The organism is Legionella oakridgensis ATCC 33761 = DSM 21215 (genome assembly GCF_000512355.1).
GTDB lineage: Bacteria > Pseudomonadota > Gammaproteobacteria > Legionellales > Legionellaceae > Legionella_A > Legionella_A oakridgensis.
In genome coordinates, this window is sequence record NZ_CP004006.1 from 2682364 (window position 1) to 2701417 (window position 19054).

Sequence of the window (19054 nt, forward strand, 5' to 3'; positions counted from 1 at the left end):
TGAAAAATCCCTCAACAACAAGAACACCCATTCAAATTCCGTATCAATTTTTATCAGATAATTTGGAAATTAATTTCTCTAGTGCCAACTTGTCATCATAATGAATAACCAGAGTACCTTTCCCCGATTTTCCCTGCTTCAAACTAACTCTTGTCTGTAATTGCTGCGCCAGCGTGTTTAATTGCTCTGTGAAAGAAGAAAACATATCAATCGAACGGTCTCGATGATCATAAGATACAGAACCTGCTGCTTTCACACGATTAACAAGAGCCTCCGTTTCACGCACAGACAAATTTTTCGCAACCACCAGTCGGGCCACCTGGCTTTGCTGATTATCTTCAAGGATCAGTAAACAGCGGGCATGCCCCATATCTAAATCACCATTTTCTAACATTTGCCTGACTTCATGATTTAACTGCAGCAGCCGCAGATAGTTACTGACTGCTGTCCGGGACTTAGAAAGCAATTCTGCAACTTGCTGATGGGTCAATGCAAATTCAGTCGTTAAACGATGCATGGCTCGTGCTTGATCCATCGCATTTAAATCTTCTCTTTGCAAATTTTCAACTAACGCCATGGCCATGGCAGTTTCATCATCCACTTGACGTAAAACAGCCGGGACTTCCATTATTCCAGCCAATTGACAAGCACGCCAACGTCGTTCACCGGCAATAATTTCATAACGTCCCGGTGAAATTTCCCTTACAACCAGCGGTTGCAATAAACCTTGCTTGCGAATAGATTCAGCCAATTCAAACAAGGCCGTTTCTTCTATTTCACCTCGTGGCTGGTATTTGCCAGGCTGCAAACTATCCGTCGCAAGCTTTATAGTTTCTGAAGTCGGTTTTTCTGGTGACAACGTGGTATTATCCGTCTGACTTAATAATACAGATAAATTTCTTCCAAGACTTCCCCGTTTTCCTATCATAGATACCTCTCGGAAATGAAGATTCGGTATGTTGAGTTATTTATATTTTTTGGCCATGGTGTTACAAAACACAGGTTATGGCAAGACTTATGGTGAGTATTTTATAAATTGCCATCTTCTGGCGCCATCATTATCCGGTCACCGTCTGCCGACCAATGATTTCTGAAGCCAAAACCATATAAGCTGCAGCCCCAGAAGATGATTTATCGTATTGCATTGCAGGCATACCATGACTGGGAGCCTCTGCAAGACGTACATTACGAGGAACAACGGTGCGGTACACTTTACTGCCAAAATGTTCCAACAATTGTTTAGATACCTCAGAACACAGACGATTGCGAGCGTCATACATCGTTCTTAATATTCCCTCGATTTGCAAACGTGGATTTACTGAGCCTCGAATTTGTTCAATGGTTGATAACAATGCAGCCAAGCCTTCCAGCGCATAATACTCACATTGCATGGGAATCAGTACAGAATCAGCAGCCACTAACGCATTAATCGTCAGTGTATTCAATGCAGGTGGTGAATCAATCAATATGTAATTATAAGAACTTTGCAATGATTGCAATGCTTTGAATAAGAACGTTTCACGATGATTACGTTCCATCAAACTCACTTCAGCAACGGTAAGATCACCATTCGCAGGGATTAAATCAAACCCTGAGCTGGTCGATAAAGACGCTTGCTCGGCGAGACAATCTCTCAACAACACATCATTGCTGGTATGCACCAAGGTATTTTTATCAACGCCACAACCCATGGTTGCATTCCCCTGTGGATCTAAATCCATCAGCAAAACCTGCTGGCGGCTTGCAGCCAAAGAGGCAGCCAAATTAATTGCAGTTGTGGTCTTACCTACGCCACCTTTTTGATTGGCAATGGCTATGACTTTCGCCATGATTATTCCTTCTCAATAATGACACAACAGCGCTCTCCCTCAACACCCGGAACAGAATATTCTTCTACCCGAAAGGAGCGCTGGATGGATTTCAATTCCGTTTCAGGACAACGGCCTTTCATCGCCAGCCAAATGCCATCCGTTGCTATGAGGTGATGTGTCCAATTGATCATTTTTTTTAGATCACTAAATGCCCGACTAATAACTGTATCAAAACTATGAACAGGGTGGTAGTTCTCCACGCGAGTTTGCACAATTTCTACATTGTTCAAAGATAATACGCGTTTTACTTCCTGTAAAAAACGAATTTTTTTGCCATTGCTATCTAATAACACGACTTGAAACAGGGGACAAGCCAACGCCAGCGGAATACCGGGAAGTCCTGGGCCACTGCCAACATCCAGCACGTGATTTCCTTTGACCCACGGTAAAACGGCCAAACTATCAAGGACATGGCGCGTCACCATAGTTTCCATATCACGTACAGCCGTTAAATTATAAACCTGATTCCATTTATATAACAGATTCAAATAATCAAGCAAAGAAGCGATTGGTACATTAAGACCAAGTGTGTGGACACCTTGCCGCAACTGCTCCTCAATCGACATTAGTCTGCTCATGCCAATAGCCGCTGTTTTTTCAAATGCACCAGTAACAGCGACAATGCTGCCGGGGTAACGCCAGATATGCGCCCAGCCTGAGCAATAGAAGTCGGCTTTATGGTTGTTAATTTTTGTACGACTTCCGTTGATAATCCTGAAACCTGCGTATAATCCAGCGTCGCTGGTAAAAGCGTATGTTCATGTTTGCGCAGGCGCGCAATATCCTGCTGCTGACGCTCAATGTAACCGGCGTATTTGCTTTGAATTTCCACTTGTTCAGCAACAGCATCGTCCAATTGTGGCAAATCCAATTCTTGCAGCGCCTGCAGACCTTGATAAGTAATTTCCGGACGCTTTAATAAATCACTGGCCCTGCAATCATGCTGTAAAGGTGTCGCTATAACATCGCTTAACATCTCATTATGGCCAACCCGTACCCAAGTATTCTCAAGCAAATCTTTTGTCGTTTCAATGGCCTCACGTTTTTGACAAAACATCCGCCAGCGCGTTTCGCCAACCAGTCCGAGTTCATGACCTTTTTCAGTCAGCCGCAAATCGGCGTTATCTTCCCGTAGCAATAACCGATATTCGGCACGCGATGTAAACATACGATACGGCTCCTGAGTTCCGCAGGTAATCAAATCATCAATTAGTACCCCTACGTACGCTTCATCACGACGAGGGCACCACAATGACTTATCTTGAACTTGTAATGCCGCATTCATTCCTGCGATCAACCCTTGTGCCGCCGCTTCTTCATAGCCGGTGGTGCCATTGATTTGTCCGGCGAAAAATAAATTCGATAAAGGCTTAGTCTGGAGAAAAGGGGTTAATCCTCGTGGATCAAAATAATCGTATTCAATGGCATAACCAGGACGGGTAATATGAGCATGTTCAAAGCCCTTTATAGTACGCACAAATTGCACCTGAACGTCAAAAGGCAAACTGGTTGAAATGCCGTTAGGATAAATTTCCTCCGTGGTCAATCCTTCCGGTTCTACAAAAATCTGATGCGAAAGTTTGTCAGCAAAACGTACGACTTTATCTTCAATGGATGGGCAATATCGTGGTCCAATACCTTCGATAACGCCGGCATACATGGGCGATTGATGCAAATTTTTACGAATAATCTCGTGAGTTTGCTCGGTGGTGTGGGTAATATGACAAGGGATTTGCAGTGGATGTTGCTGTGCATTGCCCAAATAGGAAAAAACAGGCACCGGAGTATCCCCAGGCTGAACAACCATTTGACTGAAATCCAACGTTCGACGGTCAATCCTTGGGGGGGTTCCGGTTTTCAAACGCCCTACAGGCAATGCCAAATCACGCAACCGTTGTGCAAGAGCAATGGCAGGGGGATCTCCAGCACGGCCACCAGCGTATTGATTCATACCAACATGAATCTTGCCACCAAGAAATGTACCAACAGTAAGGATAACAGCACGTGCGCGGATGACAAACCCTAGTTGGGTGCGAACACCGGTCACCCGCGTGCCTTCAACCAGCAAATCATCAACCGCCTGCTGAAACAGGGTTAAATTCGTTTGTGCCTGCAAGATTTGTCTTATTGCTTGACGATAAAGCACTCGATCCGCTTGAGCACGAGTCGCACGAACCGCCGGGCCTTTTGATGCATTAAGCATACGAAACTGAATACCGGCAAGGTCGGCCGCGCGCGCCATAACACCATCAAGTGCATCGATTTCTTTAACAAGATGGCCTTTGCCTATTCCGCCAATGGCTGGATTGCATGACATCTGCCCAAGTTGATCCATATTATGGGTAAGCAAAAGCGTATCAGCCCCCATACGTGCAGCAGCAACTGCCGCTTCTGTACCGGCATGACCACCGCCAACAACAATGACATCATATTGTTTTTCAAGATTCATAACACAGACTTATGAGTGAACAAATCGCATAATTATACACTTTTTTGGCAATATGCCCAATGACGTTGCTGCCTTGATCTGATGCTTATTAAAATTAAATGGAAACCATGTCAGAAAGCGTGTAACTTACACGAATTTGATTTGTATGAGAAGAAATCATGGGGTTCGTTTTCAAAATTTGCATTCCCCATACTGGCCGTGATTTTTTTGATTACCACGCAGCAGAAAAAACACCCTGTATCGGTGGCCGAGTCTGGGTGTCTTTTCGCAACAAACGACGTATCGGGGTTGTGATTGGTAAAGGCCAGCCACAATCCGATATCAACATTAAAACCATTGACACAGTGATTGATGAAACACCGTTACTGCCTGAAGAAATCCTCACACTCTGTCAATGGGTTAGCCGCTATTATCAATCCCCGTTGTCGGAAGTCCTTCCTTTAGCCATGCCCAAAAAATACCGCGATGGAGCAGTATGTTTATTGCCAACTTGCCATCATTATTATTTAAAAACATCCGCTGATAAAGCTCATCTTCTACTTTCCCCAAGAGCAATTCGTCAACATGCCCTTGTTGATTTCCTTGCAGGTCAATCTCATGGCTTATCAAAAAAAATGATAATGCAAGCAGGATTTACCTCAACCCAATTGCTCGCTTTACAAAAGGCTGAGTTACTGGACATGGTGGAGCACATTGATAAACCGTTACCGCCATTCAATCATAAGCAGGAACCACCTCCCCTCAATAATGAACAACAGGCCGCGGTGAATACCATTTGTACACAATTAGAGTCTTATCACTGTTTTTTATTGCAGGGAGTAACCGGCAGTGGCAAAACCGAGGTGTATCTGCACATCATCAATCAAGTGCTTGCTGCAGGCAAGCAAGTGCTTGTCCTTGTTCCAGAAATTGGATTAACACCGCAACTGTTAAGTCGGTTCGGCTCCCGCTTTCATGAACCAATGGTAGCCATTCATTCCCATTTAAATGATGCAGAACGCCAGGCGGCGTGGCAGCTTGCACACACAGCAAAAGCCCGGCTAGTCATTGGAACGCGCACGGCCGTATTTACCCCCTTACCGGCGCTTGGATTAATTGTCATTGATGAAGAACATGACGTCTCTCTAAAACAGATGGAGGGTGTTCGTTACTCCGCACGTGATACAGCGTTGATGCGCGCACATACCGCTAATATTCCCATTATTCTTGGCTCAGCCACCCCCAGTCTAGAAAGCCTATATAATTGTACCCGCAATAAATATCATTTGTTGCAACTGACCCGCAAAGCCATGAATGATCATGCTTTGCAATTCCAAATTATGGATATTCGTAATCAACCGTTGCAACATGGTATAGCCACCCCAACCCTAAAAATCATTGATACCCATCTACAGCAGCAAAATCAGGTTTTGGTATTTATTAACCGTCGAGGATTTGCGCCCGTCCTTTTATGTCATCTTTGTGGCTGGATGGCTGGCTGCCGAGCTTGCGACAGTCATTTGACGCTGCATCGTCAACGTAATAAGCTCCTGTGCCATCATTGTGGCCTGGCACAATCCATACCCACACAATGTCCTAGCTGTGCTAGTCGAGAATTGCTGCCCATCGGTGCGGGAACTCAACGCGTCTTCGAATATTTATCCAGTCAATTCCCTTCAACGGGTGTTTTACGTATTGATCGTGATGAAGTTGGGCAAAAAAAAGCACTGGAAAAGAAACTAGAAAGCATTGACAAAGGAGAAGCTCAGCTGGTGGTTGGTACCCAAATGCTGGCCAAGGGCCATCATTTTCCACGTCTCACGCTGGTCGTTATCCTTGATGCTGATAATGGCTTTTATAATCAGGACTTTCGTGCCCTTGAGCGATTAGGGCAACTATTGACTCAAGTTGCCGGACGCGCGGGACGGGCTGAACGTGAAGGACACGTTGTGATTCAAACCCACTTACCCCAGCATCCGTTGCTCAATGTGCTGATCCAGCAAGGGTATGAAGCATTTGCACAATCATTGTTGCAGCAGCGCAAACAAGCCGAATTGCCACCATTTTATTTTCTGGCCGTTATTCGCGCCCAGGGAAAAATTCTGGCAAAATTGTCGCAGCTTCTTAACAAGATCAAAGAACAGCTGCAGAACTCCAACGTCGCCACCTTAGGCCCAGCACCAGCCCCCTTAGCGCGAAAAGCCAACCAATATCGAATGCAATTGTTGCTTAAATCACCTTGCCGTAGCACGCTCCACACGGCGTTGACGCAAATACGACTCTGGTTAACAATGAATAATATCAGCCAGAGCATACGCTGGAATATTGATGTCGATCCAATGGACTTATCATGAGTGAAAAAAAAATTGCAGTACATCAAAGAACATTTGCTATCAGTTGGGGAGATATGGATGCCTTGGCGCATGTTAACAATGGCCGTTACTTTGATTATTTTCAGGAGGCACGCATTGAATGGTTACGTGCCCTAAATCTGGATATGCAACAAACATGCGGTCCTGTTGTCATTCATGTTGCCTGCACCTTTTTAAAACCTGTTATCTATCCTGCTACCTTGCGTCTGGATAATAGCATACACAGCTTAGGGCGCTCGAGTTTTATTATGGACCATGATTTATATCAAGAACATACCCTGATGGCTCAAGGCACTAGTAAAATAGTCTGGGTCAATTATCAAGAAAATAAATCGGTTCCTTTACCGGAAGAAATCCGAGTCTTGTTCTCTTAGACGCTCATCACAGACAATGTATTGTCCATGCCGATACGGATTACTACGGGAACGAAATACATACTCGCGACACCGTTGGCCATGGTCATTCACAAACCGTCTTTGCAAACGAAAAGCAAAATCACTAAAATTCATGTCCTGCTGCCATTCACGCCGCTGCTGTGCTTTCTCTTCCTCATCTTTCTTATGTAAATATTTGCTTAATTGACTGCCATAAACAGCAGATAAACACATCATTCCCAACAACAACAACACAAGGATACTTTTTTTCATCAAAACAGAATCCAAAAAATCAAACAGGGAATAATTAAATCACATATGGCAATATTATGCCAGAATATAACGGACCTTTCATTTTTCTTTGACTCTATATTGCAATTGGAGCCTTGATGGCCGGATGCGACTGATAGTCAACAAATTCAAAATCTTCAAACCGGTAATCAAACAATGATTGCGGCATGTGCTTTATTTGCAGTTGTGGTAAAGGCAAAGGCTGGCGTTGCAGTTGAAGTTTGGCTTGCTCCAGATGATTTAAATATAAATGGCAATCACCTCCCGTCCAAACAAAATCCCCGACGTCCAGATGACATTGTTGTGCAATCATATGAGTCAATAAGGAATAAGACGCTATATTAAAAGGCACGCCCAAAAACACATCAGCAGAACGCTGGTACAACTGACAAGACAAGCGGTTATTAACCACATAAAATTGAAACAAGACATGGCAAGGTGCCAACGCCATTTTATCCAGTTCACCTACGTTCCAGGCACTCACCAACAAACGACGGGAGTCAGGGTTCTTTTTAATTTGCTGCAAGACATCGCTTAACTGATCAATGGTACGCCCATCTGCTGTAGGCCAATTTCGCCATTGTTTGCCATAAATCGGACCAAGATCGCCATTTTTATCAGCCCATTCATCCCAAATGGTTACGCCATGCTCCTGCAGATAGGCAATATTGGTTTCTCCCCTTAAAAACCACAGCAATTCATGAATGATGCTGCGCGTGTGCAGTTTTTTCGTGGTAACCAGTGGAAAACCCTCTGCAAGATTAAAACGCATCTGATAAGCAAATACTGAGAGGGTTCCTGTTCCGGTTCTATCCGTTTTTTCTATTCCATGATTTAAAATGTATTCAACGAGTTGCAGGTAAGTTTTCATTTCGCTTCATCCACAAGAAAACAATTCCAATAAGCAACATTGGAATGGATAATAATTGTCCCATTGTTAACCAGCCAAATGCTATAAATCCAAGTTGAGCATCAGGCTGACGAAAACATTCGACGATCAGTCGAGAAATGGCATAACCGACAAAAAATACCGCCGACACACACCCCAAAGGCCGCGGCTTGGATGCATACCACCATACTAGAATAAACAAAGCAATACCTTCCAGACCAAATTCATACAATTGCGACGGATGGCGTGGTTGGAAATCAACTTGAGGGAAAATCATGGCCCAAGGCACATCTGTCGGCCGTCCCCACAACTCACCATTAATGAAATTTCCCGCACGCCCTGCAGCTAATCCTAACGGCACAAGAGGAACCACAAAATCAGTAACATCCAAAAACCGTTTTTTCACCTTATAAGCAAATAACCACAACGCCAGTATGACTCCCAATAATCCACCATGAAAAGACATGCCACCTTCCCAAAGCTTAAAGATTACCCAAGGCTGGTGAATCAATTGTTGCGTGTTATAAAAAAGCATATACCCCAAACGACCACCAATGATAACCCCTATAGCACTAAAAAAAATCAGGTCACCGATTTGCTCGGAAGTCCAATCCAACTGATAATGCTTTACTCGCCAATGCGCCAAAATCCAGGCTAAAAGGAAACCCAAAAGATACATCAACCCATACCAATGAACACTCACAGGACCTAAAGAAAAAGCAACTGGATCAATATGTGGAAAAGCCAACACGTGCATACTACTAATCACCCTTAAATAAGCATATCAATGGCTGCTATTAAAAGAATAGCGGTCAGGCCATATTTCAACTGTTGAACTGGCAAAGCATACGTTAAGTGAGCCCCAATGGGAGCAAATAAAACACTAGGAACTGCCACCCAGATGACGGCTGGCCAATAAACATATCCAGTAGAATAGGCCGGTAATCCCACCTCATTACTACCCGTGATGATGACAGCAATCGTTCCCATCATTGCCACGGATAAAGTACACAATGCCGATATGGCTGGAATTTTTCGAGTGTCAATTCCACAAAAACTAAGATAAGGAATGATCAATGCCCCCCCACCAACCCCTAAAAGACCTGATTTAAGTCCAATAACAAAACTAATCAGGCGATTTAACCATTTGCCCGGAAAAGCACGAGGGTGATTGACGTGAATATCCGCCATCATTTTAAAGCTAATAACCAATAAAAATAAACCAAACAGAATTTTCAACCAATAAGTAGATAACTGATCAGCAAGCAATGCCCCGCAGAAAACACCAAGAACAATGCCTGGCCAAAGACGATGGTAAACACTCCATAATATTTCCCCTTGGCGATGATGGGCACGTATGGAAGACATCGCCGTAAAAATCATAATAGCCAGCGATGTTCCAGCGGCAACATGCATTTCCACGGCTTGCGGCACAACACTAGAGTGGTGAAAAATATATAATAAAGCCGGAACAACAATCATACCCCCACCAATGCCTAAGGTGCCTGACATAAAACCGGCAAAAGCACCTGTTAAAGCATAGGCTGTACCATGCTCCGTTATGCTTTCCAAAATCATGATTTACCTGCCCTAATTAAGCCGCCCAAGCCCTCGTCTTCAAGCGCTTTTTGCAAATATAACCGTATTTCATCCGAATGCTCAAATTCCAATACCTCAGCAAGAATTTTACGAGCATTTGCAATGGAAAAATTACGAATAACCCATTTCACGCGGGGTAAACTAAATGAGTTCATACTAAGCGTATCAAACCCCATCGCTAATAATAAAATAACCGCCAAAGGCTCACTGGCCATCTCGCCACAAATACTCACTTCCACACCAGCAGCATGTCCCCCTTCCACAATTTTAAGAAGAGCGCGCAACATCGCCGGATGCAAACCATCATAAAGACTGGCAACGCGGGCGTTATTGCGATCCACCGCTAATAAATACTGGGTTAAATCATTACTGCCAACGGAAAGAAAATCAACGCGCTTTGCAAATTCACGTGCTTGATAAACAGCGGCAGGCACTTCTATCATAACGCCAATCTGTGGTTTTTCAATAATGCATCCTTCTTCAAGTAACTCAGCAAAAGCCTGATTGATTAGAAATATTGCTTCATCAAGCTCACTTAAGGTCGTAACCATGGGCAGCATAATACGCAAATTATTTAACTCTTCATTGGCGCGCATCATGGCACGCACTTGCAATAAAAACACATCAGGATGGTCGAGGGTGACGCGGATGCCACGCCAGCCAAGATAGGGATTATCTTCCTCAACGGGAAAATAGGAAAGTGTCTTGTCTCCACCAATGTCCAAAGTACGCATGGTCACTTTTCTGGGCGCGAAGGCTTTAAGTATTTGACGATAAATAACGTATTGCTCATCTTCTGAGGGAAAACGATCTCGGCTCATAAACGGCACTTCAGAGCGATAGAGTCCAACTCCTTCAGCGCCGACGCTCATGGATAAGCCTGCGTCCATTGCCAAGCCAGTATTGACTTGTAGCGATACACGATAATTATCGGTGGTTTCCGCATGTTTATCCCGTAAACTGACCAGACTTTGATTTAATTCATCTTCTTCCTGTGCCAACTTTTTATATTCAGCAAGCAATGCTTTTGAAGGCGAGATAAACATATGCCCATAATAACCATCAACCACAGCCGCTCGCCGAGATAATTGTTCAATATTTAAGCCTCGTACTCCCATGACAGTAGGAACCCCCATGGCTCTTGCCAATATAGCAACATGGGAATTATTGGAGCCTTTTGCCGCCACAACGCCAGCTAACTGGCCTTCCGGTACTTCTGCAAGGGCTGCTGCAGTAATTTCATCGCCTACTAAAATAGTGCGGCGTGGATAAATAATGTCTTCTTGTTGAGAAAATTGCAGCTCCGCCAATACGCGACGACCCAAATCCCGGAAATCACTGGCACGTTCACGCAAATAATCATCTTTCATGCTTTCAAATTGAAAAATATGTTTTTTTATGACCGTTGCCAGAGCAGCCTGGGCACTTATTTGTTCTTCACGAATCACCTTTTCTACTTCAGCACCCAGATTATCCTCATCCAGCAGACGCAAATACACATCAAATAATGCATGTTCATTTTCAGCAACGCTGGATTGCATGCGTCGACTCAGACGGCGCATGTCGTCACGAGCCGCCCTAAGCGCTTCATAAAAAACAGCAACTTCATGTTCAATATCTTCTGCCATTCGACGGGGCACAGTATCAATATCCGCGGGGGGATAAACCACAACCACGGTGCCAATACCCACCCCAGGAACACTGCCAATGCCGGTTAAAGAAATTTGGGTGGTTTCAGGTTTGGCAAGGCCCACAGGTTGTGGCTGAGTTAATTGACTTAATTCTCCCGTTGCTTCGGCATGTGCAATGATTCCACCTAATTGTGCTGCCAAAGTAATCAAGAAAGCTTCTTCTGCATCATCGAAATAGCGCTCTTCTACTCTTTGAGCAGTCAATACGCCAAACAATTTACGATGCTGAATGATAGGAACACCTAAAAATGCATTAAGATGATCTTCACCCAACAGAGGATTTTGATGAAAAGCAGGATGCGCGGGGGCGTTATCAATATTAATGGGCTCTTCCCGCCTGCCAACCAGCCCTATCAGCCCACTGTCCAAAGCGACACGTACGCGAGACTCGGCTTGCTTATTTAAACCCTCGGTAGCAATTAATACGTATTCGGCGTTTTTATTGTCAATGAGAAAAACTGAAACGGCTTCCGCAACAACCGCTTCCCGCAACTGCTGCACTAGAATAGCTAATGCATCAGCCAAGCGACTTGCAGTGGTGACATCCTGTACAATACGTTTTAATATTTTTAACATCTAACGATTATGATTACCTCGTCTGCGGCGCTTCCCATAAGGTGAACGACGTTTTTTAAGAAATTGCTCCAACTCTTTTAACGCTTGCATGTAAACTTGTTTTTTAAAAAAAATGACCTGTTCTTGCGGTTCGAAATAATCAATCCAGCGCCAACTGTCAAACTCAGGGGAATCACTTAGATCAAGACGAACTTTTTGTTCGCTGGCAACCAACTTTAATAAATACCATTTTTGTTTCTGGCCAATGACTAACGGATCGCTTCCATGGCGCAAATATTGTTTGGGCAGACGATATTTAAGCCAACGTCGGGTCGAACCCAACACTTCAATATCGCCGCTTTCCAAACCAATTTCTTCTCGTAACTCTCTAAACATTGCTTCGAGAGCTGTTTCACCGGTAATCAATCCACCCTGAGGGAATTGCCAGGCATCGTGACCATACCGTCTTCCCCAAAAAACACGCCCAGAATCATTAACAAGAATGATCCCTACATTCAAGCGGTAGCCGGCACGATCAATTACCATATTTTTATTGCTTATACTCATCATTAATGTCTTGATTTTTTCATAAAATGCAATAGTTTGGCAAATAAAAAACATTCCTTTTCATCCGACTCTATAATGGTGTGGACAAGGCTTACCTGTTAAGGATGCACATATTTTAAATGATCGGCCAAACTTGCTTAAGACACTCTATTTTTATAATTAAATTTTAGCAAAAATTTTCATACAACAGCGTAACACTGGACAAGAATGCAGAAAAGGAAGAATATGATGATGGTTGTTTTCTTTACTGCAGGTTTTCCGTGTACTCTTAAGGCACGCCTTGGCAAACTCATGAAAAAAAATATTCTGATTTTAAATACTGGCGGCACGATAAGCAGCGTTAAGACCAATCATGGTTATGAACCGGCACAAGGCTATGTTCAATCTGCATTAAGAAATATAGCTGCCCTTACCCATGTCGATATGCCGCATTATGTTATTAAGGAATATAATCCCTTACTTGACTCTTCAAATATGACCGTGAGCGAATGGAATCGCATTGCCACAGACATTGCAACAGAATATGCAAACTATGACGGGTTCGTGATTTTTCATGGCACCGATACCATGGCTTATACCGCGTCTGCTTTATCATTCATGCTGGAAAATCTTGACAAGCCAGTCATCCTCACCGGTTCACAAATACCCTTATCAGAAGCGCGCAACGATGCTATTGATAACATTATTACTTCTTTATGGTTATGCTCCTATGATCCCATTAAAGAGGTATGCATCTATTTCAATCAGCACTTACTGCGAGGCAATCGCGCCCAAAAGATAAGCGCCCAACGGTTTAATGCTTTTGATTCTCCCAATTTTCCCCATCTGGCAAATATTGGCATTGACATTGAGGTGCATCGGGAATTGTTGCTTCAGCCTTCTGGAAAACCTTTTCGTTTGCAAACCATCGTTCCGCATTTCATTGCAAACTTTCGACTGTTTCCAGGATTTGCTACAGATGTATTGGCTTATATTCTTAAACAACCCTTGCGCGGATTAGTACTGGAAACCTACGGTTCCGGAAATGCTCAAAATAATGAGCCTCGCTTTCTGCAATTGCTGGAAGACGCCTGCAACCGAGGTGTTGTCATTGTAAACTGTAGTCAGTGCCCACATGGGAGCGTCCATATGAACCAATACGCCACAGGGTGTGCACTAAAGCATGCTGGACTCATCAGCGGTCATGATATGACACCAGAGGCCACTCATTGCAAGCTTTTGTATCTACTTACAAAAAATTCAGATGTAAATCACGTCAAACAATACATGGAGATGAGTTTATGTGGAGAACTAACTCATTAATTTAAATTTACATCACCTGAGACGGAGTTTGACTTACTTCTGACTCTTGTTTTATTAACACTTGCAATCGTTTTTTCACTTCTTCGGTCGCATCAAGCATGAGATTATCCAGCAAACCAGGCCCCGGCCGGAACAGCAACCTGGTGTACTCTCTACAAAGAACTTCGTTTGCTTTACGTAATTTACTTATCCATTCCAATACCCGTTCGCATTTTGTTTGTTGATAGCGTGGATGTAATTTGTCCAAAGTTTCCAAATCCGCAATACAATCATGCAAGTGTTTATGGATTAATGTCTTTTTAGCGGCAGCCAATGCCCTGACGTTAGTTAACTGTGGATGAGACGCTAGACGTTCCAAACGCCCTGCCTTGAATTGTTCTACCGCTTTTTGAGCCTGATGCATTGCTACAAAATAACGGAAACTATTTAATGGATCTGCATCACGAGGAAGATCATGAAAGCGAAGCGCCACCATTTTATCATAAATTTTCTGAACCAAATTTTCTAAATTCAGGAGGCCAGGACCTAAATCACCTTCATCGTATCCTTGTTCATCACTTTTCTTTTCTGCGTCTGCTCGGCAAATGGCCAGCAACTTTTTAGTTGATAAAGACTTTTTTCATCATTGTCACCGTCAGCCATGCTTCTTATCTTGGCAGACAAAATATCCAATAATTCTCGTTTAGTGCCAGATAAACCAACATCTCTTCCCGCGCCAGCTGCCGTTAACACTGTATTGACTAAAGAAGCATCTGCAGTGAGAGAAGCATCACGCAAATGGATAATTTCTGTTTGTAAAACATGCTTGGCAATTTCAAGAAAAAGGGTCATTAAATGTCTCCATGAGTCGCATTTTTTTTGCCGATGTATACAATATCGATAATATTATTCAATGTCATCTGTCTTATTCTGAAATACACTTTCCGAAAGGAGGTGGAGCTTTTGATGACATTATTTGATTTATTGAAAAATGAGCGATCCGTTCAATCGACATCGCAAAAGAGGAAATAAAAAATTATGTCATTGCATATCATCATTCTTGCGGCAGGACAAGGCAAGCGCATGCACTCCAAGACCCCCAAAGTCTTGCATCCATTAGGAGGGAAGCCCATGCTGCTGCGGGTCATAGAAACCGCACAAGCTTTAAATCCAGAGAAAATCCATGTCATTATTGGCCATGGGGGCGCTCTTCTTAGACAGGCACTGGGGGAACTTCCAATTCACTGGGTAGAGCAAGCCGAACAATTAGGCACAGGCCATGCCGTCATGCAGGCATTGCCTTACATTGCATCGACAAGTCGAGTGCTGATCCTCTCTGCAGATGTGCCCTTGATTCAGACCAACACTTTGCAGGCGTTATTAAATCACGGAGACTCAGAGTCTGTTCCCTTGAGTTTATTATTGGCAAAAGTAGTTGACCCGACAGGGCTAGGTCGTATTATTCGCAGCCAAAACCATCAAATTTCAGCCATTGTTGAAGAAAAAGACGCTGATGAATCACAACGGCAAATTAATGAAATTTATAGCGGAATATGTTACGTATCGGCTGCAGCACTTCATCGCTGGTTACCTGCATTAAGCCGAGCTAATGCTCAAGGGGAATATTATTTAACGGAAATTATAAGCATGGCCGTGAGGGAAAATTTACCCATTGCTTCTCTTCATGCTCAAGATCCCAATGAAATTTTAGGCGTTAACAACCGCTTGCAATTACAACAACTGGAACGCATATGGCAAAAATGGCTGGCTACAAAACTCATGCTTGCCGGGGTTAGCCTGGCAGATGCTAATCGCATTGACATTCGCGGGGAACTGCACTGCGGTGAAGATGTCTTTATTGATGTTAATACATTATTTGAAGGAACCGTTTCTCTTGGCGATGGCTGCTCCATTGCACCTAATTGCATCCTCAAGAATGTAACCGTTGGGGCAAACAGTGAAATTTTGGCGAATACTGTGCTGGAGAATTGCACAGTTGGTGAACACTGCCAGATTGGTCCTTTTGCCCGGATAAGACCTGGCACGCAGGTAGCCGCTCACTGCAAAATAGGTAATTTCGTTGAAACCAAAAATGCTTCTTTCGATACAGGCAGTAAAGCCAATCATTTAAGTTATTTGGGGGATGTGAAACTTGGTAAACATGTGAATATTGGCGCCGGCACCATTACCTGTAATTACGATGGCGCCAATAAGCATCAAACCATTATTGAAGACGGTGTATTTGTTGGTTCCGATACCCAACTGGTAGCACCGGTCACGGTTGGTGAAAATGCCACCATTGGTGCAGGTAGTACCATCCGTAGAAACGTGCCCGCGGGAGAATTAACCTTAACCGAATCCAAACAAAAGACAATCTATGGCTGGCAAAGACCGCAAAAGCACCCATCCACTGAATAAAAACAGCACCCAATATCTGGCGAGCGAATTAACTCAGTTTCTTGGTCGCATAGCAGCACTCTTTGTAGGCTTTGGAGTTTTACGAGCACGCTTTATCACTTCATCCGTTGGAGGAAATAATCGCAATTCCATTCCAGCGCCACTAGCCAGCTCATAGGTTTGTCGCGAGCGTTTTCCATCGCCTTCGAGCCGCAGCTTTTTATCGCTGGCTCCGCCTTCTGCGGCAGCACCAGTGCCACTTGCAAGAGCACCTGGCGGAATAAAGGCCAATGCTTTAGCCGAAATCGCCAACGCAGCCGTTGTTTCTTTCGAATCTAAAAAAATCAGAGGAGGAACTTGCCTCGGTTTAGGAGGAGAAGCAAGCACGAAAGAAGCCGGTAACGACACTTCAAACTCTTTTTCTACTACCTCGCTGGCCTCGTCTTCGTCTTCATCCTCATGCGAGGTCATGCTGGCCGAATCAATCCTGCGCAATGGTATATTTTCAGTTTCGGCAGCAGCAAAAGGTGCCATCGGTGTGGTTATAATGATTTCTGCCCCTTTGGCATCTAGAGTATTATGAATGTCAATGGACGTATCGCCCTCTTTCACTTGATAGATTTTTTCAAATACATCTGGTCTTCGTGAAAATCCACCGTGTACTATATAATCCACTAAAATAGGCAATCCTCGCCCAGCACCACCAAAACAATAATCCATATATTGACATTTTTCTCTCGAGTGGGTTTTATTGTAATTTCTAGATTTAATAGTTTCATTAAAACTTGTCAAATAAGCCGCTGAAAAACCACCAGCATTATCTGTAATTGCAACAGACAGCGTTTCACCAGCTAAATTCAGGGCAACACGCATCTCCAACGTTGTAGTCGCCTCAGTGGCAGCGTTCTTTAAATAATTAAGTAATAGTGCATCCATGCTGTTTTTTAATAATTCAACAAAACTACAATCAAGACTTTCAAGAACCAGAGGTGAGGCCCCAGCTTCACTGCCAAAACCGCTTAAGAAAGAAAATAACCGGTTTTCTCCTGGGTCAAGAAGATTACAGCGAGTACTAAGTAAATTTTTTATTTCATGCCAATGCAAATCACCTGGTAACGCGCTTAACCGGGCTGTGTAAAAGGCTCGTATTTGCTTAAAAGCATTTTCAGTTTCTTCTACCAATTGAGTCGCGCGCCTGCGCTCTTCAACCATTACAACCGCAGGGCGGGGCTCGCCGGACGTATCTATATCTTCCAATGCCTTGCGACTATCACGCCAACGTTTATAAGACTCGCAATAACCCTTTAAATCCACCGTTAATTTTACCGCCAGCCTAGATTCTTCGCTCAATGCGATTGTTATCATTATTTATCACCTAATCCCCCAGAGCCAATTTATTTTTGTACAGTAAAATTTTATTTTTGTCAAAAATCAACCAACAGGGATGATTGAAGATCAATTTGATGGTCATTATTCCTTGGAGGCCACCTAGGACTTAGTCTTATGCGGATATTCACATAGATCACAAATAATGCATTCAGGGCAATGGGGCTTGCGAGCTGTACAAACATAACGACCATGCAAAACCAACCAATGGTGGGCATGGGTTAAAAATTCCTTATCCACCTGTTTAAGCAATGCCTTTTCAACAGCGAGTGGCGTTTTGCCTTTAGCAATGCCAGTACGATTAGCAACTCTGAACACATGGGTATCTACAGGAATTGTCGGTTTATTAAATGCAGTATTAAGGACCACATTAGCAGTTTTACGGCCAACCCCAGGCAATGCTTCCAGCGCCTCCCGAGTTTCAGGGATTTCACCATGATGCTTTTCCAGGAGGATTTCGCAAGTTTTAATGATATTGGCGGCCTTACTATTAAACAGTCCTATGGTTTTGATGTAATCCTTTAATTTTTCCTCTCCCAGCGCAAGAATTGCTTTTGGCGTGTTGGCCACTGGAAACAGTCGAGACGTTGCCTTATTCACACCGACGTCTGTTGCCTGCGCGGACAACATCACGGCAATTAATAACTCAAAAGACGACCCATAGTTTAATTCGGTGGTAGGCTGAGGATTTTCCTGTTGCAAACGCTCAAAAATAGCACGCCGCTTTTGCTTGTTCATTTTTTATCCGAATGTTTTGCCTGAACTCTTGCCAAAGCCTGAAGAATAAATTCCTGCTTGGCTTTCTGGTCCTTCTGCTTTCCTTCATTTTGAGCAGCAAGCTTACGTTTTTCTCGATACGTTTGCTGCTTTTCGTGCTCTTCACGCAACAATCGTACTTGCCTTGCATGATAACGTTGCCGAGCAAGGTCTTTATCATAACCTGGCTTAAGGAGCGGTACCATTTCAATACAATCCACTGGACAAGGTTCCACACAAAGCCCGCAACCCGTACATTCGTGCGCAAGCACCGTATGCATCAGACGGCCGCTGCCAATAATAGCATCCACAGGACAAGCCTGAATGCATTTTGTACAGCCAATGCACTCGGACTCGCGGATCACCGCTTTGGATGGTGCGCGAGTATTGGCACTGACTGTAGAAAGATAAGGGGTGACATCGATGTGCAGCAGCTGCCCTAAAGCCTTGAGGGTTTCTATACCCCCTGGAGGACAGCCATCAATGGTAGCATTACCTTGTGCCAAAGCTTGTGCATACGGCAAACAGCCTGGATAGCCACATTCCCCACACTGAGTCTGCGGTAATAATTTATCAATGTCTTTTACTAACGCCATC

General features: G+C 43.8%; 19 protein-coding genes. 4 read left to right on the plus strand and 15 right to left on the minus strand.

Annotated features, from left to right (window positions below; genetic code table 11):
* Nucleotides 1-43: 43 nt before the first annotated feature.
* The 4 genes from LOA_RS13030 to mnmG form a co-directional block, all read right to left on the minus strand.
* On the minus strand, nucleotides 44-928 hold the full coding sequence (locus LOA_RS13030; RefSeq protein ID WP_025386719.1) for a ParB/RepB/Spo0J family partition protein: 885 nt from the start codon (nucleotides 926-928) through the stop codon (nucleotides 44-46).
* Nucleotides 929-1058: 130 nt separating this feature from the next.
* Entirely contained in the window at nucleotides 1059-1829 is a 771-nt protein-coding gene (locus LOA_RS13035; RefSeq protein WP_025386720.1) for a ParA family protein, read from the minus strand.
* A gap of 2 nt (nucleotides 1830-1831) precedes the next feature.
* Nucleotides 1832-2437 carry a 16S rRNA (guanine(527)-N(7))-methyltransferase RsmG gene (gene rsmG / locus LOA_RS13040; RefSeq protein ID WP_237758043.1) on the minus strand — a complete coding sequence of 202 codons (606 nt, stop codon included), beginning with the start codon at nucleotides 2435-2437 and terminating at the stop codon, nucleotides 1832-1834.
* An 8-nt stretch (nucleotides 2438-2445) separates the two neighbouring features.
* Entirely contained in the window at nucleotides 2446-4320 is a 1875-nt protein-coding gene (gene mnmG / locus LOA_RS13045; protein WP_025386722.1) for a tRNA uridine-5-carboxymethylaminomethyl(34) synthesis enzyme MnmG, read from the minus strand.
* 158 nt (nucleotides 4321-4478) lie between these two features.
* On the opposite strand from mnmG, the gene LOA_RS13050 reads away from it, so the two are divergent.
* Nucleotides 4479-6653: a primosomal protein N' gene (locus LOA_RS13050; protein ID WP_042239038.1), complete on the plus strand. Its 2175-nt coding sequence runs from the start codon at nucleotides 4479-4481 to the stop codon at nucleotides 6651-6653.
* Nucleotides 6650-7045, plus strand: a complete 396-nt coding sequence (locus LOA_RS13055) for an acyl-CoA thioesterase (protein ID WP_025386724.1) — start codon at nucleotides 6650-6652, stop codon at nucleotides 7043-7045. The genes LOA_RS13050 and LOA_RS13055 overlap by 4 nt, the downstream gene beginning before the upstream one ends.
* Here LOA_RS13055 and LOA_RS13060 read toward each other — a convergent pair.
* The 6 genes from LOA_RS13060 to LOA_RS13085 form a co-directional block, all read right to left on the minus strand.
* Complete coding sequence (locus LOA_RS13060) at nucleotides 7013-7318, minus strand: hypothetical protein (protein WP_025386725.1); 306 nt, start codon at nucleotides 7316-7318, stop codon at nucleotides 7013-7015. The genes LOA_RS13055 and LOA_RS13060 overlap by 33 nt on opposite strands.
* Nucleotides 7319-7412: 94 nt before the next feature.
* Nucleotides 7413-8207: a thymidylate synthase gene (thyA, locus tag LOA_RS13065; protein ID WP_025386726.1), complete on the minus strand. Its 795-nt coding sequence runs from the start codon at nucleotides 8205-8207 to the stop codon at nucleotides 7413-7415.
* Nucleotides 8182-8976: a prolipoprotein diacylglyceryl transferase gene (gene lgt / locus LOA_RS13070; RefSeq protein ID WP_025386727.1), complete on the minus strand. Its 795-nt coding sequence runs from the start codon at nucleotides 8974-8976 to the stop codon at nucleotides 8182-8184. The genes thyA and lgt overlap by 26 nt, the downstream gene beginning before the upstream one ends.
* 20 nt (nucleotides 8977-8996) lie before the next feature.
* Nucleotides 8997-9803, minus strand: coding sequence for a sulfite exporter TauE/SafE family protein (locus LOA_RS13075; RefSeq protein ID WP_025386728.1), 807 nt, complete (start codon nucleotides 9801-9803; stop codon nucleotides 8997-8999).
* On the minus strand, nucleotides 9800-12091 hold the full coding sequence (ptsP, locus tag LOA_RS13080; RefSeq protein ID WP_025386729.1) for a phosphoenolpyruvate--protein phosphotransferase: 2292 nt from the start codon (nucleotides 12089-12091) through the stop codon (nucleotides 9800-9802). The genes LOA_RS13075 and ptsP overlap by 4 nt, the downstream gene beginning before the upstream one ends.
* Nucleotides 12092-12616 (minus strand): RNA pyrophosphohydrolase, encoded by a 525-nt coding sequence (locus tag LOA_RS13085; protein WP_025386730.1) that lies wholly within the window; start codon nucleotides 12614-12616, stop codon nucleotides 12092-12094.
* A 312-nt stretch (nucleotides 12617-12928) separates the two neighbouring features.
* Here LOA_RS13085 and ansA point away from each other — a divergent pair, with 312 nt between their 5' ends.
* Nucleotides 12929-13939 carry an asparaginase gene (gene ansA / locus LOA_RS13090; RefSeq protein WP_025386731.1) on the plus strand — a complete coding sequence of 337 codons (1011 nt, stop codon included), beginning with the start codon at nucleotides 12929-12931 and terminating at the stop codon, nucleotides 13937-13939.
* Between the two features lie 7 nt (nucleotides 13940-13946).
* Here the strand turns inward: ansA and LOA_RS13095 are convergent, their stop codons facing one another.
* Nucleotides 13947-14438: a hypothetical protein gene (locus tag LOA_RS13095; protein ID WP_148294912.1), complete on the minus strand. Its 492-nt coding sequence runs from the start codon at nucleotides 14436-14438 to the stop codon at nucleotides 13947-13949.
* Between the two features lie 26 nt (nucleotides 14439-14464).
* The gene (locus LOA_RS13100) at nucleotides 14465-14770 is read right to left on the minus strand and encodes a hypothetical protein (protein ID WP_025386733.1); all 306 of its coding nucleotides are present in this window, start codon (nucleotides 14768-14770) and stop codon (nucleotides 14465-14467) included.
* A 186-nt stretch (nucleotides 14771-14956) separates the two neighbouring features.
* On the opposite strand from LOA_RS13100, the gene glmU reads away from it, so the two are divergent.
* Nucleotides 14957-16336: a bifunctional UDP-N-acetylglucosamine diphosphorylase/glucosamine-1-phosphate N-acetyltransferase GlmU gene (gene glmU, locus LOA_RS13105; protein ID WP_025386734.1), complete on the plus strand. Its 1380-nt coding sequence runs from the start codon at nucleotides 14957-14959 to the stop codon at nucleotides 16334-16336.
* 33 nt (nucleotides 16337-16369) lie between these two features.
* On the opposite strand, the gene LOA_RS13110 is transcribed toward glmU, so the two are convergent.
* The 3 genes from LOA_RS13110 to LOA_RS13120 all read right to left on the minus strand — a co-directional run bounded on the left by LOA_RS13110 (nucleotide 16370) and on the right by LOA_RS13120 (nucleotide 19053).
* Nucleotides 16370-17680: a hypothetical protein gene (locus LOA_RS13110; RefSeq protein ID WP_025386735.1), complete on the minus strand. Its 1311-nt coding sequence runs from the start codon at nucleotides 17678-17680 to the stop codon at nucleotides 16370-16372.
* 123 nt (nucleotides 17681-17803) lie between these two features.
* Nucleotides 17804-18439 carry an endonuclease III gene (nth, locus tag LOA_RS13115; protein WP_025386736.1) on the minus strand — a complete coding sequence of 212 codons (636 nt, stop codon included), beginning with the start codon at nucleotides 18437-18439 and terminating at the stop codon, nucleotides 17804-17806.
* A complete protein-coding gene (locus LOA_RS13120) occupies nucleotides 18436-19053 on the minus strand; it encodes an RnfABCDGE type electron transport complex subunit B (RefSeq protein ID WP_025386737.1) in 618 nt (205 codons plus the stop codon). The genes nth and LOA_RS13120 overlap by 4 nt, the downstream gene beginning before the upstream one ends.
* Nucleotide 19054 lies beyond the last annotated feature (1 nt).

Excerpts from the sequence above, each read along its gene's own strand:
- LOA_RS13100 (WP_025386733.1), bottom strand. The coding sequence starts at position 14,770 with ATGACCCTTTTTCTTGAAATTGCCAAGCATGTTTTACAAACAGAAATT.
- ptsP (WP_025386729.1), bottom strand. The coding sequence starts at position 12,091 with ATGTTAAAAATATTAAAACGTATTGTACAGGATGTCACCACTGCAAGT.
- mnmG (WP_025386722.1), bottom strand. The coding sequence starts at position 4,320 with ATGAATCTTGAAAAACAATATGATGTCATTGTTGTTGGCGGTGGTCAT.
- LOA_RS13035 (WP_025386720.1), bottom strand. The coding sequence starts at position 1,829 with ATGGCGAAAGTCATAGCCATTGCCAATCAAAAAGGTGGCGTAGGTAAG.
- LOA_RS13120 (WP_025386737.1), bottom strand. The coding sequence starts at position 19,053 with ATGGCGTTAGTAAAAGACATTGATAAATTATTACCGCAGACTCAGTGT.
- thyA (WP_025386726.1), bottom strand. The coding sequence starts at position 8,207 with ATGAAAACTTACCTGCAACTCGTTGAATACATTTTAAATCATGGAATA.
- LOA_RS13060 (WP_025386725.1), bottom strand. The coding sequence starts at position 7,318 with ATGAAAAAAAGTATCCTTGTGTTGTTGTTGTTGGGAATGATGTGTTTA.
- LOA_RS13050 (WP_042239038.1), top strand. The coding sequence starts at position 4,479 with ATGGGGTTCGTTTTCAAAATTTGCATTCCCCATACTGGCCGTGATTTT.
- LOA_RS13110 (WP_025386735.1), bottom strand. The coding sequence starts at position 17,680 with ATGATAACAATCGCATTGAGCGAAGAATCTAGGCTGGCGGTAAAATTA.
- LOA_RS13030 (WP_025386719.1), bottom strand. The coding sequence starts at position 928 with ATGATAGGAAAACGGGGAAGTCTTGGAAGAAATTTATCTGTATTATTA.
- LOA_RS13085 (WP_025386730.1), bottom strand. The coding sequence starts at position 12,616 with ATGGTAATTGATCGTGCCGGCTACCGCTTGAATGTAGGGATCATTCTT.
- LOA_RS13075 (WP_025386728.1), bottom strand. The coding sequence starts at position 9,803 with ATGATTTTGGAAAGCATAACGGAGCATGGTACAGCCTATGCTTTAACA.
- glmU (WP_025386734.1), top strand. The coding sequence starts at position 14,957 with ATGTCATTGCATATCATCATTCTTGCGGCAGGACAAGGCAAGCGCATG.
- nth (WP_025386736.1), bottom strand. The coding sequence starts at position 18,439 with ATGAACAAGCAAAAGCGGCGTGCTATTTTTGAGCGTTTGCAACAGGAA.
- LOA_RS13055 (WP_025386724.1), top strand. The coding sequence starts at position 6,650 with ATGAGTGAAAAAAAAATTGCAGTACATCAAAGAACATTTGCTATCAGT.
- ansA (WP_025386731.1), top strand. The coding sequence starts at position 12,929 with ATGAAAAAAAATATTCTGATTTTAAATACTGGCGGCACGATAAGCAGC.
- rsmG (WP_237758043.1), bottom strand. The coding sequence starts at position 2,437 with ATGTCGATTGAGGAGCAGTTGCGGCAAGGTGTCCACACACTTGGTCTT.